Source organism: Bacillus sp. FSL K6-2944 (assembly GCF_038005385.1).
GTDB lineage: Bacteria > Bacillota > Bacilli > Bacillales > Bacillaceae_G > Bacillus_A > Bacillus_A cereus.
Genome location: NZ_JBBOTE010000003.1, coordinates 264,020 through 283,543, shown reverse-complemented (window position 1 = coordinate 283,543; position 19,524 = coordinate 264,020). Strand labels below are relative to the sequence as shown.

Sequence of the window (19,524 nt, the reverse complement as noted above, 5' to 3'; positions counted from 1 at the left end):
TTTCTTATGCCATACTGTAAGCAGAACATAGAATAGGGGTGAAGTAATGGCTGTAAATGAAAAGGTAGAATTGGCTACATTTGCTGGAGGGTGCTTCTGGTGTATGGTTTCACCATTTGAAGAGATGGAAGGGATTATAAAGGTTGTTTCTGGCTACACAGGTGGTCATAAAGAGAATCCAACGTATAAAGAAGTATGTTCAGAAACGACGGGACATTATGAGGCAGTACAAATTACATTTGATGCAAATAAAATGCCGTATGAGGAATTGTTAAATATATATTGGAGACAAATTGATCCGACCGATATTGGTGGACAATTCCACGACCGCGGACAGTCTTATGAAACGGTGATTTTTTATCATAATGAAGAACAACATAAAAAAGCAGAGGCCTCAAAAGAAGAGCTGGAGCAGAGTGGACGCTTTTCAAAACCAATTGCGACAAAAATACTACCAGCAGCTACATTTTATCCAGCTGAAGAATATCACCAAGGATACCATAAGAAAAATACATTCCGCTATGAGTTATATCGTAAAGGCTCAGGACGAGATGCTTTTATTAAGCAACATTGGCCAAAGGATAATGCTCATTTAAAAGAAAAACTCAATGAGATGCAGTATTATGTAACACAGGAAAATGGTACAGAACCACCATTTCGAAATGAGTATTGGAACCATAAAGAGGAAGGTCTTTATGTCGACATCGTTTCAGGTGAGCCGTTGTTTACTTCTCTAGATAAATTTGATAGTGGATGTGGATGGCCTAGTTTTACAAAACCAGTGATGTCAGCAAGTGTGAAAGAAAAGATGGATGTGAGTCATAATATGACACGTACAGAAGTGAGAAGTAAAGAAGGAGATTCACATCTTGGGCACGTATTTCCAGATGGTCCAGGACCAAATGGCCTTCGTTACTGTATTAATTCCGCAGCTCTTCGATTTATTTCAAAAGAGGAATTAGAGAAAGAAGGCTATGGCGATTTCCTAATCTTGTTTGGAAATAAAAAATAACCTCGCAGTTAGCGAGGTTATTTTTTTGTTATTTTGTTTTTTTCTTTTTAAATTTGCTTAATACTTCATAAACGATTGGAACAATAAGAAGTGTTAATAACGTTGAACTTGTTAATCCACCAATTACCGTTACGCCAAGTCCTTTAGAAATTAAGCCACTACCTTCAAATCCTAATGCAAGCGGAATAAGAGCACCGATTGTTGCAATTGCAGTCATTAAAATTGGACGAAGGCGTGTTGCACCAGCTTCTAATAAAGCTTCACGTGTTGATAGTCCTTCATTTTCCTTATGAATAACGCGGTCGATAAGCACGATTGCGTTTGTTACAACGATACCGATTAACATAAGCGCACCAATCATTGCAGATACACTTAATGTTTCACCAGAGATTAATAAGGCAACAAGAGCCCCAATAATTGTAAATGGTAGCGAGAATAAAATTGCGAATGGTGCTAGGGCACCACCAAATGTAACGACAAGAACGAAGTATACAATGGCAATCGCAGCTAACATCGCTAGGCCAAGTTGCTTGAATGATTCTTGAATATCTTTAGTAACACCGCCCATAGAAACATCTACACCAGAAGGAAGATCCATTTTATCTACTTCTTTTTGGACTGCGGCAGATGCTTTTGAAACGTCATCAGATGTTAGTTTTGCACTAACCTCTGCATAAACACGTCCATCTCGGTGTGTTACTGTATTCGATGTTTCACCTTCTTTTACAGTCATAACATCTTTCACAGCTACTTCATTACCAAGTGGTGTTGTAATTTTGCGATTTGTTAAGTCATCGATTGTTTCATAATTTTGTTTTTCAGCTTCTACATATACATTGATATCTTTACCGTCTTTTTTAATTGTTGTCAGAACAGGGCGATCATGTTGATTAGAAAGTCCCATTCCAATTTGAGCAGCCGTTAAGCCCATTTTACTCAGCTTTTCTTGATCTGCGACTAAAGTGTACTCTGCATATGTTTTTGCAATACTAGAATCTATATCTTTTAAGTCTTTATTTTTCTTCATGATATTTTGAATATCTTTTACGACAGGCTTAATGTCTTCTGAGCTATCTCCGTAAACGTATAGTTTAATTTCATTACTACCGCCACTTGCTCCGAAGTCTTGGTTTTTCCATTCGCCTTTGCCAGACATCTTCTGTAAATCTTTAACGACTTGTTCTTTCTCTTTTTCGAAGTTTTTCGTGTCGTTATCATATTGCACGAAGAACATTGCTTGGTTTGATTGACCAGGACTCATTGGATTCTCTCCACCTAATGAGAACTGAATTGTTTTGACGTCTTTATTATCTTGGAAGTGCTTCTCAGCTTTTGTTGCAATTTTTTCAACGTCTTCTAACGTTTGACCTGGTTCAGGATTATATGTTGCAATAATCATTTTTTCTTCTTCAGAAGGTAAGAAACTTACACCGATAACTGGTACAAGTGCAAGGCTACCAACTAATAGAAGGACAGCGATACTTGATGTAATAATTTTGTGATTTAAAGCCCATGCAAGTATGCGTTTATATCCATTTGCTAATTTACTTGGTTTTTCTTCATGATGTACTTCTTTTTCCCTCATGCTCTCTTTCTTAAATAAGGAATGAGCTAGCATCGGTACGATTGTAACTGCTACTAGTAATGATGCTAATAAAGCAAAGACGATAGTTAAGGCGAATGGTAAGAACATTTCACCAATCATACCTTTTACTAGTCCAAGCGGTAAAAATACAGCAATTGTTACAATGGTGGAAGACATAATCGGGATAAACATTTCTTTCGTAGCTTCACGAATTAAATCTTTTCCACGTAATTTCTCTTCTGATAACGACATACGTCGGTAAATATTTTCAATAACAACAATTGAGTCATCGACAACGCGGCCTATAGCAACGGTCATTGCTCCAAGTGTCATAATGTTAAGCGTAATATCCATTTGCTTTATGACTAAAACAGCAATTAATAAAGAAAGTGGTATTGAAACGACAGAAATTAACGTTGTTCGAATATTTCGTAGGAACAGCATAATAATAACAATCGCAAAGATAGCACCGAAAATTGCTTTGCTTAGCATTGTTTCAACTGATTTTTCAATAGGTGCACCTTGGTCGAATGTTGAAATGATCTCTAAATCTTTATATTTTTTCTCAAGATCTTTTACTTTATCTTTTACTGCATTTACAACATCAACTGTATTTGCATCAGAGGCCTTCACAATTTGAATTCCAATTGCTTCTTTTCCATTTGTTCGAGAAATGGATTCTGCTTTCCCAATTTCTTTAATGTCAGCAATTTCGTCTAATGTAACTGTTGGAATCCCGTTCATAGCAGCTGGATTCATTTGCGGCGTTTGTGCACCAGCGCCAGCATTTTGACTACCTTGACCGTTAGGTGAGGAAGGTATAGCTGGAATTTTAAGTTCTTTTAATGCTTTAATCGTTGTAATATTGCCATCTACAACAACTGATTTTTCCGTGTCTTTAAATGTGTATAAGCCAAGTGGTAAAGATACATCCGATCCCTTAATCACATTTTTTACAGTATCTTCACTTAGTCCTAATTCTTTCATTTTATCTTTCTTGAAGACAAGCTGTACTTCATCTACTTGTTGGCCAGCAATTTGGACAGATGCAACACCATCAAGTCCTTTTAATCCTGGTACAACATTTTTTTCTACATTTTCAGTTAAGGTAGCTAAAGATTCATTCTTGCTTGCTACGCTTAACGAAATAACTGGGAAAGCATTGAAGTTTACTCGTGAAACTTTAGGATCTTTAACACCTTCTGGGAGTTTTACATTTGTGAGAGCTTCTTTAATTTCTGTTTCTGCTTTTTCCATATTTTTATCAAAATCGTATTCTACTTGGATAGAAGATGCGTTTTGAAAAGATGATGAACTCACAACGTTAACACCGCTTAAATTTTGTAGTTGTTCTTCCATCGGCTTTGAAACTTTATCAGCTACTTCTTCTGGTGTAGCACCAGGATAGACCGTAGTTACTGTCACAATCGGTGTTGTAATATCAGGGATTGTTTCCAGCTTCATATTGAGTCCAGAGTAGATCCCCGCAATAGTAACAATAATGGTTAGTAGCCAAACTGCGAACTTATTTTTTAACGAGAAATTGATGATTTTGTTCATGTTTGCGCTCCCTTTTTATTATATTGACCAACTGGTCAGTCTAATACATAATATAACTGACCGTTCGGTCAATCGTCAATAAAAAGAGATGGTATAATACATTTATAATAAGATGCGAGATTAAATTTAGGAGAGAAGATATGAAAGAAAAAGAGCGTTTAATTATAGAATCGGCTATGAAGTTATTTGCTACTAAGGGTGTAAATGCGACATCAGTGCAGGAAATTGTGACAGCTAGTGGTATATCTAAGGGAGCTTTTTACTTATATTTTAAATCGAAAGATGAGCTTTTATTAGCGACACTTCGATATTATTATGACAAAATCCAAAAAAAAATGCTGGATATTGAACAAGAGTCTTTATTACCACGTGAAAAATTTGCAAAACAATTACATTGTCAGTTTAATGATATACAAAAGCATAAAGAATTTATTATTATGCATGCGAGAGAAAATGCGATTCCGTTTAATAAAGAAGTAGAAGAATTTATGATGCGGATGAAGTTAGAGTCTCATGCATTTTATCGGGATAGTTTATTGTCCATTTATGGTGAAAAGGTTATGCCATATTTATTGGATTTAGTAATTATGGTAGAAGGCATATGCCGTGGGTATTTAGAATTAATTATTTTACAAGCACCAGAAATTGATTTATCGTATGTAGCTGCTTTTATTTTAAAAAGAGTAGATAATTTAGTAGATGGCTTAGTAGAATCTTCGGAAGAACCTATTTTACATGAAGAAAAGCTTGGAGAATTCCTTTGTAAATCAGAGCTTATTAAGGAACAAGTTAAAGAACATTTTTTAAAAGAGATTATTGTATTTAAGCGCACTTTAGCTGATCAATTAGAGGATGATGAGCTGTTGGTTACATTAGATGTTTTAGAGGCGGAAATACGATTGCTTAATCCAAGAATTCCGGTAATTAGAGGTATGTTAGCAAATTTAGAGGCGTATCCGGAATTAAAAGAATTTCGATTACGCCTTATAGGATACTACAATATAAAAAATTCTTAATAAAAATAAGTAAAAAACTCCTTGTCTACACAAGGAGTTTTTTCTTAAAGACTACTTACTATTTTGAGACCATTCTTCAACATCCCAAACTTTTGTGATCCAATCTTCATAGAAGTCCGGTTCGTGACATACAAGGAGAATTGTTCCTTTATATGCTTTCATAGCCTTCTTAAGTTCCGCTTTTGCTGTAACATCAAGATGGTTTGTCGGCTCATCAAATAATAGCCAGTTACTTTCCTCACCCATTAGCTTACATAAACGAACTTTTGCTTGTTCTCCACCACTTAATTGACTTAATGGGCGAGAAATATGTTCATTTTTTAATCCGCATTTTGCTAACATCGCACGAATTTGATGCTGGTCTAGGCCAGGGAATGTATTCCATACATCATCAATTGGTGTTATATTATCAGCTTTAACTTCTTGTTCAAAGTATGCAGGCTCTAAGAAGTCACCAAGACTTGTTTTACCGCTTAAAGGTTTAATTTTACCTAAGATTGTTTTTAGCAACGTTGATTTACCAACACCATTACATCCAACAATAGCAATTTTTTCACCACGTTCAATCGTCATTGATAGCTTTGGTAGTAGCGGATGTGTATATCCGATTTCTACATTTTCACCTTCAAAGACGAAGCGACTACTTGCACGACTTTCTTTAAATGAGAATTCCGGTTTAATTGCTGTTTCCGGACGATCAATAAGCTCCATGCGATCAAGTTGTTTTTGACGACTCTTTGCACGACCTGTCGTTGAATAACGAGCTTTATTCTTTGCAATGAAGTCTTCTTGCTTTTTGATAAACTCGCGCTGTTTTTCATAAGCGTTTATATGTTGATTTTTATTGATTTCTGCTAGTTCTAGGAATTTTTCATATGTCGCTGTATAGCGTGTCATTTTTGTGAATTCTAGATGGAAAATAACATCAACACATTTGTTCATAAATTCCGTATCATGAGAAATTAATAAGAATGCATGTGGATATTCTTTCAAATAATTTGTTAACCAATGAATATGTTCAACGTCTAAATAGTTAGTAGGTTCATCAAGCAATAACACTTCTGGCTGTTCAAGTAATAGCTTTGCAAGCAATACCTTTGTACGTTGTCCACCACTTAATGCTGAAACATCACGATCTAAACCAATTGCATCAATTCCAAGACCACGTGCAGCCTCTTCAATTTTCATATCTAGTAAGTAGAAACCACCTGCTTCAAGTGCATCTTGTATTTCTGCCATTTGCTCAAGAAGTTCTTCTAGTTCTTCTGGTGTAGCAGTTCCCATTTTTTCTGTAACTTCATTTAAAGCTTTTTCCTTTTCGAATAACGGTAAAAATGCATCCGCTAGTACGTCACGGATTGTACGCCCAGGTGTTAAAACAGTATGCTGATCTAAGTAGCCGTAATGTGTGCCCGGTGTCCATTCTACGCGACCTTGGTCATGAATAAGCTGACCAGTAATGATATTCATGAATGTTGATTTACCAACACCGTTTGCACCAACTAATCCAACGTGCTCACCTGCTAATAATCGCATAGATACATCTTTAAATAATGTACGATCGCCAAATGTATGTCCTAATTTTTCAACTGTTAATAAGCTCATAGTATCCTCCGTCCAACTTGAAATAGTACCTTGAATCATGATACTAAATTCTTTCATATAATGCTATCATTTCAAAATGTATATTTTTTCAAAAGAAGTGTTTGTAAATGTTAGTATATAAAAAAGTTACTTCTCCTACAGAAGTAACTTTTTGGTTATGCCTTTTGTTTAACTTCACTAACTTTCTTTTCAGCTACAATAAAATGCGGTCTACGTTTTGTTTCATAATAAATACGACCGATATATTCACCAATAACACCTAGGAATATGAGTTGAATACCGCCAATAAATAGTATAGCGGAAATGAGAGTAAAGTAACCAGGAACTTCCACACCACCGAGGATGATTTGAACGAACGTAGTGATTACGTATAAAAGTCCTAAAATGGTTGTTAGTAATCCAAGATATATAGATAGACGTAACGGTTTATTATTGAATGAAATTACACCATCAATTCCATAATTTAATAATTTCGAGAAGGTCCATTTACTTTCTCCATCAGAACGTAATACATTTTCATATTCAATGATTAATTCGTTATAACCGATCCAAGAAAATAAGCCCTTTGAAAATCGGTTGTATTCACTTAAAGATAATAAAGAATCTACTGCTCTTCGACTTAAAAGTCTAAAGTCACCAATACCGTCTACTAATTCAATATCTACAAATTTATTCATCACTTTATAGTAAAGACGAGAGACGAAAGAGCGAACGGGTGAATCACCAGTTCTTGTTCTTTTTGCAATGACTTGGTCGTAGCCGTCGTTATATCCTTCTAACAGTTCTTTTATTAACGTAGGAGGGTGTTGTAAGTCAGCATCCATAATAACAATTGCATCGCCTGTAGCATATTTTAAACCAGCTAACATTGCAGCTTCTTTTCCGAAGTTTCGACTAAATGATATGTAGTGTACCGATGAATCTACACTAGCTAAATCACGTAAAATATTTAATGTAGCATCTTTACTACCATCATTAACAAAAACAAATTCATAATCGGTAGTTAATTTATGAATTTCAAGGGAAGTCTCTGAATAAAAGGCTCGAAGCACCTTTTCTTCATTGTAGCATGGTACAACTATTGAAAGGGTCATGTTTGACACTCCTTGTTTGTAGTGGATTAAAATAATATTTAGATATTATTTTAGGAAGCTATCTAAATAGATAGCTTCATGATTCATTAAGTGCTCATTATTGCTTTTTAAAAGAAAATTTTCGTCGTGCTTTTGGATTTTTGAAAATTAGTAAAGCTATACAGATAATTAGTGAGATGATTGATATAGTCATACCTAATTTGAAGTAAGGTGTAACGTAAGTCATTTCGATTACATGTGAACCTTTTGTAATTGGAACACCGATAAAGGCAGAATTCGCTTTCGTAAATTCTGTTTCTTTCCCATCAATTTTTATAGTCCAGCCTTTACTATATGGGACAGATAGATATAAGAGCCCGTCTTTATTTGATTTGATATCCCCTTTTAAATAATTGTTCTTATAATAAATATTTTCAAGTCTATTTTCAGTTAGTTTTTTTGTTTCTTTTTGTATACTTTCATAGTTTACAATATTTGCTTGCAAGTCACCTAATTCATACTCACCTGCCATATCAATAGAGATAGTTAGGTTTTCTGGACGCTCATTGCCCAAATTGTAAACAAACCTTTCTAACGGATAAGAGTATGCACCAGCATCGTCCCCTTTTCCTATCGTTTTTCCATTAACAGTTGCATTGAATGTGCCTGCATTTTTTAATTTTAATTCTATCAGTAGATCACCAGGTGTATCAGGATAATTGATAGGTACAATCATATTTCCAAAGCCATGAACAATTAGTTTATTTTCTTGTTTTTCCATGTTTTCGAATTTTGCTTTTTCCGTTTTAATAGATACTGCCTTTGATTTAAGGTCTTGTTTATTAAAATGGTTTAATGAAAATTCTTTTGTATTATTAACGACAACAGCATGTAATAATAATTGATCACGCTGAGCAAAGTTTAATTTAGAAAATTCTTCTTCACTTATAGCCGAATCATATACATATCCTAACGGTAAAGCATAGTCATTTTTGTAAATATTATATGGTCCTACTTGCTGTAATAGTTTATATCCATAAGGTACATTCTTTGAATCTGTATCAGCACTTAATACGCGATATTTTATACCTAGCATATTTTCGAGTAGTAGTCGACTATCAGCTTGATAAAACATTGAAGGTGTATCGTACATTTGGAATACGCCATATTTATTTTTCATAAAGTCATGGACATAATAATTAACCAAGCTTTGATACGTACTTACGCCATGATATCCTTGTAGCATTGGTGTGTTATATTCGCTATATGGATTAAGAATACGATAAAAGTCTTTATCATTTTCTTGTATGTAGCGAATTGCAGCAATTTCTTCTTGATTATCATAGCCTGGTTCGTGTAACTTTTCAGTTGAAATCTGGCTCTGTCCGTAAACTGTGCTAAGTATATTATTCGCATACATATAATTCATAGAAATTGTGCTAACGAGTACGTTCAATACAACTAAAAATTGTATGAAAGGTTTAGAAATATAACGCCATAAACATACTGTAATAACAGAAAGAACGACAGTTCCGAGTAAAATGTTATCAACGTCTTGTAAAGGTTTATCAGTTACATTTATATTTGCCTTTCTATAAAATGCATAAATGAATAATCCAATAGACACTAATAAACTTATTAAATAAGGTAATTTGTAGTCTTTCTTATGAATAATCATCCAATCTAGAATGTATGCAATTGTTTGGGCAATTACAAATACAAATAAATAAAACCATCTAGATTGCATTGCTGAAAAACCATTAAACATAGAATATGTATATGGAAGCATAAACAGAATGAACATGAATAACGTAAAGAATACTTTATTCTTAACGAGTTTATCACGTATAAACATTCCAAATACGATTAAGAATAAAATTAAAGCTGGTAAAGCTAATTGATGATTTTCAGCATTATACATGAAGAAAATATTTTCCATTAAATCTTTATAAAATTTATCTTCAAATAATAATGGTATCTCAAACTTTTTTGATAGTCGATCAGCGCTAAATACGGCATTAACTGATGGGAGGAAGCAAACGGCGGCTAAACCGAGTGATAATCCGTACAATAAACCGATTCTAATATAATAAGTTAGAAAAGAGACAATCGTTTTATTTTGTTGTGTCGCAAAGTATTGGAATAATGCATAAATAAATATGAAAATACTTGTGATAAAAGCAAAATAAAAGTTTGATGCTAACATTAAAGTAGCAGCGATTAGGAAAAGGCCGTGCTTCTTTTCAATAATATATTTATCAAGTCCCCATATTACTAATGGTAAAAATACAATGGCATCAGCCATGAAATCCCATAGTAAAGAGTGGCGGATGAAAGTAATACAGCCACCATATATAATAGCAGCAACAAAAGATGAGAATGCTGTTTTATTATGGTAACGTAAAGAACCATACATGAATACCATAGCTAAAAAGTTTTTTAAAATACTCATGTATAATTTCACGTCATATACTTGCTCAAGACTTAGTTTAGGTAGTAACAGTGTAATCCAGAAAAACGGTGATGTGCTGTAATAATAACTAAACTCTCCAAATAAATCTCCACCTAATCCATAATCAAAAGACCAAAAAAGGTTGCCATCTTTAAAGGCATGTTGTAGAAGAAACGTAAAAAAGCCAAATTGACGTAACGCATCCCCTGTACCAGAAAAGGCTTGATTAGATGTTAAAAAGAAATAATGAAAAGCAAAAGCGCACAATAATAATATTGGCATAATTATCATTGTTTTCTTGGAAAAGAATTTATTATTCGGCTTTATGCTCATAAAAATTGATAATCCTCCTTTGAAAGTCGTTACATGTAACAACTAGTTTTTAGGTAGCATATAAAAACACACCAATTTTTAAAGGTGTGTTCTTTAGTTTTAACATGAGAAAATATATATTTTTGTTGAAGCATATATATTTTTACAAGCGTTGAAGTTCATAGTTTACATGTAATTTAGTATAAGGCATTTTCAGAAAGTAAGTCAATTTGAGCTGGAATATATAGCATTTTTTTACTGAAGAAAAATGATGGTATATAAAAAAAGCAAAAAGCTTTTCCATTTTTAAATAGGAAAAGCTTTTTGCTTTTAAGCATGTTTGCGAATGAGCTTTTGTTTTATAAACCCTAAAACAAATCCACGTATTTGAGGATCAATTCCAATTCCAATTATACCGTATAGTATACCAGTAAGAGTTAAAGCAATTAGTGGCGGTAAGTTGATTAATGCAATTCGGTATATACCGTAACTAATAATAAAGGCTAAGGAATTAAATATAACTCCTTTAACTAATAATTGCATGCCTTTACGAATAAAGAGGGTAAATCCGATTAATAGTGTAATTTCGGTAAGGATAGCTGCGGCAGCTGCTCCCATCATTCCATATTTACTACCTAATACAATATAACCTATGATGGCAACAACTAATCCAATAGTCATTGTTGTTGCACGTTTCCATTGCTGGCCAATCGTTGTTAAATTATCGGCTAGTGGATAGTTAATTGATTGTAAAATAACCATAAACGCTAGAATAGCAAGAGCGTCACCGGCGGGAGCGTATTCTTCTCCTAATAAACTAACAATCCAGAAACTTGGATCCGCAATAAAGGGGATAGAAATTCCCATTCCTAAAAAAGACATAAGTTTTAATTCAAAACTTGATAATTTTCTATGTTCTTCAATATTTTTCTCATTACCAAAAGCAAAAAGCCTTGGATAAAAGGCCGCTGCAATTACCCCAGGTATTTGATATAGTACAGCAGGTATTTTAGATGCAGCACCAAAGAATCCAACTTGATTATACGTTGAAACCTTTTCTAATATAATAGGGCCCAATTGTGGTAAGAGCATAATGATGATGCCATTGATTGTAAAAATAAGTAGTTGATCTAAAATGCCTTTATCCCAACCCTTATGGACCTTCGTATAACGTATTGTCATTATAAAGGCGATAACACCTGTTACAAGACTAGATACCCCGTACATGGCAGCAACCATCATAAGTGACCATTGGAAAGACATCCCTAGTAATAGGGCAGCAGCAGCAGTTACACCTTGTAGTACAGAAATAATAGCTGTAAATTGCATGCGTTCTGTTACTTGGAAGTAAGCCATTCCAACACCTTGTAAGGTTGCTCCGAACATTGTTGGTAGAACAACCCAATATACCATCGCGCGTAAGTAAGCATCGGGATAGAAGAACTGGGCAAAAATAGCGAAAAGTACAGAAATTACGATAGCTAATATTAAACGAATACGTAAGTAACTACTTATTAGCACGCTAATATTAGCATCGCTTCTCGTTCCTTCACGCATAAACGTATGTGTTAAACCTGCATCTGTAAAGTAACAAATAACAGCTGAAACTGCTAACGCAGTTGTAAACATACCGTAATCACTTGGAGAAACATACCTTGCAAAGAAAATTGTTGCAATAGCCAGTACAAAACGGACAGTAATGTTTCCTACAAACAGGTAGGATGCGTTTTTTAGAATTTTATTTGTTTTCATGAGAAAAGACCTTTCTATTCTTTAGGACCCGGTTAGCTTGTCCTATTTGTAAATTTGATTTGTTCACAGAAAGAGAGAGTATCGTTATATTTTCAGTTTAAGAAAACAGAAATTTAATTCGTACAAACCAAAGCATTGCATATAGTTTTTTACTACGTTTTCCATTCTTTGAATAGATTTTACGGCAATATTTCTTTATATCTTTTTTGATTAATTGAACTTGTGATTTATCTAATTGAGAGTTTTCTTTAATATATATACAAGCGTTATTGATGACTGTATAAGGGAATAAATAAGTCTCAAGAATTTCAATAAGTAACTGAGAATCTTTTGTAATGAAATCTTGAGATTTATTATGTACCCATTCCTTCATACGATTGAATACTTCCAGCTCTTTTGTCGTTTTTAATTCATAATCTTTATACTTAGAAGAAAGATTTCCTTCTGATAAGATTCTATAATAAGTTAAGTATTCATGGACATAACATACATTTGTCACACTCATAAGTTTAAATAAAAACTCTAAATCTTCGCCCCAACTACATTCTGGTGTAAAACGAATGTTATGATCCATTACGATGGATCGTTTGAAAATCCAAGTACTTGTTTGAGCAACAACTTGATGCGTTAGGAATGCTTTTGCCATATCACCTTTAATAAAGTTTGTTGTATGTTCAACCTTCTCACCTGTTTCTTCGTAGAAATTCATATAACCACAATAGCAAGCGTCCATGTTGTTTTTATGCATACTTTCGACTTGCTTCTCAATTTTAGTTGGATGCCATAAGTCATCGCTATCAAGAAAAGCGACATATTCTCCACTAGCATTTTCAATACCCGTATTACGAGCTACTGAAACACCTTGGTTTTTTTGATGAACGTATTTTACTTGCCCTGGATATTTTTCAGCAAGGTTTTTCACAATAGAAGGTGATTGATCTTTACTTCCATCATCTACAATTACAATTTCGATATTTTTATATGTTTGATCTAGTATTGACTGCATCGTTTCTTCAATATATTTTTCCGTGTTATACAGGGGTATGACAACAGAAACAAGTTGCTTTTGTTCCATCATAGAATTTTTATCTCCTCAAGTTTTTTATGTCTTGCATCATATATACAAGCCTTTTGAAAGGAAGAAGATTACAAGAACATCTGTATAAGTTTAACGCATATAAACTTTGTAAATCAACTTTCTATTAAAAAGGTGGCGGGAAGTTAGATTCTTATGGTTAATTCTCGTATTTCAAACAGCTTTATCATGTCTATTGCATATAACTTCTTATTCATGTCATTTTAACTTATTAGTTAAGTAGGATGTATCTATCTTAACGATTGTGAAGGCGAATAAATTATTATTAAGAATAAAAAACCTCTTAATTTTTGCAATAAATTAAGAGGTTTTTTATATTAGCTATGAAATATTAGGTTAGTCTTTGTCTGGCTCAGTTGCATTTAATTTTTGCTTTAGTAACGCATAATCTTGCGTTAATGTTACAAGTTGATGATGTTGTTTAGAAATTTTTCTTGTTAGGTCAAAAATTAAGATGAAACAGAATAATAGTCCAAATAAGAATAAAATGGAAGGGGGATATTCTACTTTTAATAGTTTTCCAATCCAGTTTATAATTTTATCGGTAGAACTTAAAATAGCCATTGCAATACAAACAAAAATCCATAAAACAGCATATTTCGTTTCTAAAGTTCCACGGCGAATGGAATTAATAATTAATAATAATAATAATAAAATAAAGATGAATGAAAAGGTAATTATAGGCATTTATTATCAACCTTTCACGATTTTTTGCATCAATATAGCAAGACTTACTTTAATCATGTAATATGCAGATTTAAAAGGTGTGATAGAAGATTGTCCACCTTGTCGCTCTTGCATATTTACAGATATTTCATTAATGCGAAGTTTTTTCTTTTTTAAATGAATAAGAACTTCTGGTTCTGGATAATCTTTTGGATAGTTGTGTGCAAAAATTTTAATTACTTCTCGATTGATAGCACGATATCCAGAAGTTGGATCCATAAATGTTTGTTTTGTTAGTACTTTCAATAGGGCAGTAAAATAAAAAATACCGATCCTTCTGGAAATACTACCTTTATATGCTGTTTTTTCTGTAAAACGTGACCCTAGCACCATATCGCATTCATCTTCAGCGATTGGCTTTATAATTTTATATAAATCATCTGGATTATGTTGTCCATCAGCATCGAACTGAATCGCAATATCATATCCGTTCTCATATGCGTATTTATATCCAGTTTGTACAGCTGAGCCAATACCTAGGTTATATGGTAAATTCACAAGGTGAACAGGAAAATCTTGTACGATTTGAGCTGTTTTATCGTGTGATCCATCATTAATAACACAAATGCTTAATCCTGTAAAATGCTGTTTTAGTTTTAATAATCTTGTTAATGTATCTGCAATTGCTTCTTCCTCGTTATACGCTGGAATAATAATTAACGTTTTTGGTATTGAAATTGGTACTTCAATAGTCATTACCGCACCATCCCTTATATACTTAATCATATTATGGTTATTTTTAAACGAACTTTATTTAATATACCATTAACAGTATAACAAAATAAAGGAAAAGCTGGTGCATGATTTAGGAGAACAGATTGAGAATAAAATGGTAAGAGGTGATATTTTGTATAAAAAAATACATGCAAGGAAGAAAAAATCTGTGCATGTATATGGAAGAGTATTGTATTAAATATTCCAAGGTTTATTTAAAGTTAAAACCTCAGCCATTTCTTTGCTTTTTAAACGTCCTTTTTTTCTATTTTCCGCACGTTCTGAACCGGTTGTGTATAACCAATGTTCTTCCTCAGTTTCAGGTAGTACTTGTGGTACCGACGAAGGTTTTCCATCTTTTATTGCTACAAATGTAATGAAGCAAGTAGCAGCAATTCTACGCTCGCCTGCTAATAAATTTTCTGCGATTACTTTTACGAAAACTTCCATTGAAGATTTCCCTGTATAACATACAAATGCTTCATAACAAACAGAATCAGCCTGGTGAATTGGAGTTAAAAAATCAACTGAATCAATAGATGCTGTTACGCAATGTTTACGACTATGTCTTGCAGCCGCAATCGAAGCAATACTATCAATTTCTGCTAATAATTTCCCTCCAAAAAGTGTTTGGTGATTATTTAAATCGTTAGGAAAAACACGTGTTGTCTTAATTGCTTTAGATTCTCGCATGAATTTCTTTTCCATATATTCAGCCCCTATAGTCTGTTTTCAATCAGAATAATATGTGTAAGCGGATTACTCATATTAGATATTTAATGAAGTAAAGTGTATTCCAAAAGAGGATTATTTAAACTTCTGTATTTGTATTCATGTAACTGAAAGAAAATTTATTTTATCTAAAATGTAGTGTAAAAGAGGATTCGCTTACATTGCAAGTAAAAAGTAATGACTATGTATTTGTCATAGAAATTCTCTATCAGCCGTGTACTCATTCATGATAGAATCGTTTTGTTATGAATGGAAATAGAGGTGCAATGGACATATGAATCATATACAAACAAATTTTTCATCTTTCTTTAATAAAATTACAATCGGTGCGATGCTCGCATTTTTTGTTTATAGTTGTTGGGCAGCATTTGAGAAAAGTAAGCAATTTTTTGGAGGAAGTACAACAAGTGTAACAATCATATTAGCAATTTTTATCATACTCATTTTGTTAGTGGCATCAATTCTACAATATCGTTTTACAGATAAACAATTTCTTATTTTTCTTATAAGTATATCTATAGTTGTGAGACTTAGTATGCTGTTATTTGTAGACGCTCCAATAATTGGTGATCTGAAAGTGATGTATGAGTCTGCAAAGCAGATTGCAATTGGTAATAATATAGAGACTGTAACTCATTTGCCTTTTATTATATATGAGTCAGTAATTATTCGTATATTTGGTGATACATTATTCGCTTTACAACTATTTAATGTGTTATTTTGCGCAGGAACCGCATTTTTTATTTATCGTATTGCAGCAATGGTTTTTGGAGAAGAATGCGGTCGTATTGCTTCTATCTTTTATGCTCTGTATATTCCAAATATATTCATGAGTTCCGTATTAACTCCTGAGTCACTTGCAATATTTTTATTTTATTTTGCTTGTTACATACTTTTATATAAAGGATTAGATCATCCTTATATGTGGGTATTTTCAGCGATTTTATTTGCATTTAGTAATATGATTTTCCCAATGGGATTATTTCTTCCTATTTTTATCACGGTATATGTATTATTAATCGAAGTATTTCAATCAGCAACGAAACAAAAGGTGTTACTAAAGATGATAGGGATACTTATTCTATTTTATAGTGCCCATTTTGGTGTGAACTATGGAATTAAGACAATGGGAATGTCACAATATACGATTGCGAATGAGACGTATGTTCAATCTGTTTTAATTGGAAAAACGCAACATGAAGAAAAAATATCGAAAAATCAAAGTGTAACAGAGCATATTGATCAAAAGTTAAAAGAGATTGAGGGAGAAAGATTTAAACTTTTAGAACCGATGATAAATCAGTTTTCAGATGAGGGGATAAATTCTATTCTTTTCAAATATGAAAAACTGATATATATAGCCGTAACATTGTTTATGACTATAGCTCTATTACACTTCCTTATTAAGAAACAACAAAATGAGGGATATATGTTGTTCTTATTTTTAATTAGTGGATACGTATTGTTAAAGCTCTTCCAAGTAGATATGGCATATTACAATGTAATTATGCCAGCATTGTTTATTTTGCAGAGCTTTGGTGTTTATATGAGTTATGTGTATTGTCAAAAAATATTTTTCAGAAAATAAAAAGAATCCATTCTGGATTCTTTTTTTTGATGGAAGATGAAATTTAGTAGTTAGTACAGATGAAAAGTATGCTTGACTACTAAATTTCATCTTATCGATTTAGTTCTAGTTGCAAATTATCGGCTGTTAGAGCCATTTGTGAGGAATCATCTTGAATTCCTTTCATTACTTGTGAAATAGCTTGTAGTTCGTGTTCAATTTTCTTATTCTGTTCTTTTGAGTTAGACATATCTTTTACGATTTCTTGGAAGTATCGATCTGTTGCCGACATACTATCTGTTCCTTCCGATACGAGAGAGCTAATTTGTTTCACAGAAGACGAGACACGAGTAATTTGTTCATTTGTTTTTTCGACGAGCTTTGTAACGTTAAATATAGATTCTTTCGTTTGCTCTGATAATTTTCGGATTTCGCCAGCAACAACAGAAAACCCTTTCCCAAATTCTCCAGCACGTGCCGACTCAATAGCAGCATTTAGTGCGAGTAAATTTGTTTGCTCCGCAATCGATTTAACAATATCTATGATTTCATTAATTTTGTTAGAAATATTGAGAAGTTCATGAGTATCTGTAATAATCGTTTCCATATTCATTTGAATAGATCCCATTCGTTTGTTTTGCTGGTTTAATTGTTCTTTCCCTTTATTCGCTTTTTCTTCAGATGTTGTAGCTAATGATGTACCTGTTTTAGCAATCTCTACAATAGTTTCAGATTTGGCGGTTAGTTTTTGAATAGAAGAGCTTGTTTTTTCAGATACAGCAGCTAGTTCTGTTGCGATATGCGTAATTGTCATAGCAGTTAATTCTTTTTCTTTCTCATGCTCTTTTTGCATTCTTTCATATTCAGATTCATAAGCTGCAAGAACAAGTTCTTGTTCAAGAGTGAATAATTTATTTATAACATTTATAGAATATGAAAAATCATCGATTGTCGTTATTTTTGTTTGCAAAATCTTCATGATAGAGCGGAATAATTCTTGATAAGCAGCAGTATACCATTTTCGATGTAAACCAATTTGTACATGCCTTTTGGCAATCCTAACACGCTGTTCAATAAAATCTTCATGCATATTGCCGCTGAATAATTCTTTAATATGTGTTTTTAAAGTTTGTTTTAGTTTTGGAATAGAGCTGTAACGCTCAATAATAGTAATTAAATTAGGTTGTTTTGTAATGTTGGCATAGAATTTTTCAGTAATCCAATCAATTTCTGCATAAATAAAAGGCTGTAGTACTTTTACAACTTGTAAATCTTCTTTTGAAATATGTAGCATATCCATTTGAATTTTTAATTCAGAATTAGTAGGTACATTAAAAGTTATTTGTTGGTTCTTACTTAATTCGATTATACTGGCATTTGTTTTATTAATATTTTTTTTGAAAACCTCAAGCATCATTCTTCCCCCTGTATATAAAACGTTTTCAATTTTAAAACTAATATAGAGTAATTATATATGCTTATATATAATTACTCTATATTAGTTCGTTGAATAGTATATAAATTAAGAGAATTCTATCTAGAATTCTCTTAATGGCCTTTATTAATTTTAGCATGTGTTTTAAAGAAAACAGGGAAATGCACATTATATATTACAGTGACGACACGAATAACGAATGTTACTAATAAACAAACATAGAAAGCTAATACGTGCGCCCCCATAGCGTGTGTAATTAGGAAGCTAATTGCTCCTAAGATAGAAGCGATTGCGTAAATCTCTTTTCGGAATACGTAAGGGATATCTTGAGCACAAATGTCACGCAAAATACCGCCTCCAATACCTGTAATGACTCCCATTGAAACAACTAGAAATGAGGCGTCAACATGATGTGACATTGCCGCATTTGCACCAATAGCTGTAAAAACGCCTAAGCCAACAGCATCAGAAAGCATAATAACGACTTGAAGTTTATTGATACGCTCAAAAAACATACAAGTAAATAATGCTGATAATACACTTACGAAAAAGTAAATGGGTTTTACAAATGCGACAGGGGGCAGGTTACCAATCATGATATCACGAATAATACCGCCGCCGAGCGCAGTGGCTACAGCTAAACAAAGGACACCAAATAAATCTAAATCTTTTTTTAAACCAACTAATGTACCAGAAATGGCAGCGGCGATAATGCCAAGAAACGTAAATATATCGATTAATAACATGGCCTTAATCCCTTCCTCTTAAAGATGTTCCAGAGAAAAAATATACACTAAAGTATTGGAAATAACAATTACTTTTCGCTACATGTAGAAAAACGGATAAAATTCATAAAGAAAGCGTTTGAAAATGTTTGGAAAATAACC

General features: G+C 33.0%; 14 protein-coding genes and 1 pseudogene. 3 read left to right on the top strand and 12 right to left on the bottom strand.

All coding sequences use genetic code 11. The features are described 5' to 3' along the window. Positions 1 to 46 precede the first annotated feature (46 nt). Positions 47 to 1,012, top strand: coding sequence for a peptide-methionine (R)-S-oxide reductase MsrB (msrB, locus tag MHH55_RS27905; protein ID WP_033696055.1), 966 nt, complete (start codon positions 47 to 49; stop codon positions 1,010 to 1,012). Between the two features lie 28 nt (positions 1,013 to 1,040). On the opposite strand, the gene MHH55_RS27900 is transcribed toward msrB, so the two are convergent. Further along, entirely contained in the window at positions 1,041 to 4,157 is a 3,117-nt protein-coding gene (locus MHH55_RS27900) for an efflux RND transporter permease subunit (protein ID WP_340881832.1), read from the bottom strand. Positions 4,158 to 4,297: 140 nt separating this feature from the next. Between MHH55_RS27900 and MHH55_RS27895 the strand changes: the two genes are divergently transcribed. Next, positions 4,298 to 5,173, top strand: coding sequence for a TetR/AcrR family transcriptional regulator (locus tag MHH55_RS27895; protein ID WP_074555719.1), 876 nt, complete (start codon positions 4,298 to 4,300; stop codon positions 5,171 to 5,173). Positions 5,174 to 5,224: 51 nt separating this feature from the next. On the opposite strand, the gene MHH55_RS27890 is transcribed toward MHH55_RS27895, so the two are convergent. From MHH55_RS27890 to MHH55_RS27855, 8 genes are all read right to left on the bottom strand, one after another. Continuing rightward, on the bottom strand, positions 5,225 to 6,778 hold the full coding sequence (locus tag MHH55_RS27890) for an ABC-F family ATP-binding cassette domain-containing protein (RefSeq protein WP_000055410.1): 1,554 nt from the start codon (positions 6,776 to 6,778) through the stop codon (positions 5,225 to 5,227). A gap of 155 nt (positions 6,779 to 6,933) precedes the next feature. After that, positions 6,934 to 7,872, bottom strand: coding sequence for a glycosyltransferase family 2 protein (locus MHH55_RS27885; protein WP_063219912.1), 939 nt, complete (start codon positions 7,870 to 7,872; stop codon positions 6,934 to 6,936). Positions 7,873 to 7,969: 97 nt separating this feature from the next. Continuing rightward, entirely contained in the window at positions 7,970 to 10,636 is a 2,667-nt protein-coding gene (locus MHH55_RS27880) for a YfhO family protein (RefSeq protein WP_000023708.1), read from the bottom strand. 309 nt (positions 10,637 to 10,945) lie between these two features. Next, positions 10,946 to 12,367 (bottom strand): oligosaccharide flippase family protein, encoded by a 1,422-nt coding sequence (locus MHH55_RS27875; RefSeq protein WP_046393130.1) that lies wholly within the window; start codon positions 12,365 to 12,367, stop codon positions 10,946 to 10,948. 97 nt (positions 12,368 to 12,464) lie between these two features. Continuing rightward, positions 12,465 to 13,445, bottom strand: a complete 981-nt coding sequence (locus MHH55_RS27870; protein ID WP_000970530.1) for a glycosyltransferase family 2 protein — start codon at positions 13,443 to 13,445, stop codon at positions 12,465 to 12,467. 354 nt (positions 13,446 to 13,799) lie between these two features. Further along, a complete protein-coding gene (locus MHH55_RS27865; protein WP_001121774.1) occupies positions 13,800 to 14,150 on the bottom strand; it encodes a DUF2304 domain-containing protein in 351 nt (116 codons plus the stop codon). 6 nt (positions 14,151 to 14,156) lie between these two features. Continuing rightward, complete coding sequence (locus MHH55_RS27860; protein WP_000151539.1) at positions 14,157 to 14,885, bottom strand: glycosyltransferase family 2 protein; 729 nt, start codon at positions 14,883 to 14,885, stop codon at positions 14,157 to 14,159. Between the two features lie 213 nt (positions 14,886 to 15,098). Continuing rightward, the gene (locus MHH55_RS27855) at positions 15,099 to 15,611 is read right to left on the bottom strand and encodes an acyl-CoA thioesterase (protein ID WP_000412123.1); all 513 of its coding nucleotides are present in this window, start codon (positions 15,609 to 15,611) and stop codon (positions 15,099 to 15,101) included. Between the two features lie 298 nt (positions 15,612 to 15,909). Here MHH55_RS27855 and MHH55_RS27850 point away from each other — a divergent pair, with 298 nt between their 5' ends. Beyond that, positions 15,910 to 17,223, top strand: a complete 1,314-nt coding sequence (locus tag MHH55_RS27850) for an ArnT family glycosyltransferase (protein WP_001015630.1) — start codon at positions 15,910 to 15,912, stop codon at positions 17,221 to 17,223. Positions 17,224 to 17,314: 91 nt separating this feature from the next. On the opposite strand, the gene MHH55_RS36510 is transcribed toward MHH55_RS27850, so the two are convergent. The 3 genes and pseudogenes from MHH55_RS36510 to MHH55_RS27840 form a co-directional block, all read right to left on the bottom strand. Beyond that, positions 17,315 to 18,016 (bottom strand): methyl-accepting chemotaxis protein, encoded by a 702-nt coding sequence (locus MHH55_RS36510; protein ID WP_370658441.1) that lies wholly within the window; start codon positions 18,014 to 18,016, stop codon positions 17,315 to 17,317. 54 nt (positions 18,017 to 18,070) lie between these two features. After that, a pseudogene (locus MHH55_RS36505) lies at positions 18,071 to 18,616 on the bottom strand (protoglobin family protein); the annotation flags it as partial. A 134-nt stretch (positions 18,617 to 18,750) separates the two neighbouring features. After that, entirely contained in the window at positions 18,751 to 19,383 is a 633-nt protein-coding gene (locus tag MHH55_RS27840; RefSeq protein ID WP_000924371.1) for a trimeric intracellular cation channel family protein, read from the bottom strand. Positions 19,384 to 19,524: the final 141 nt, after the last annotated feature.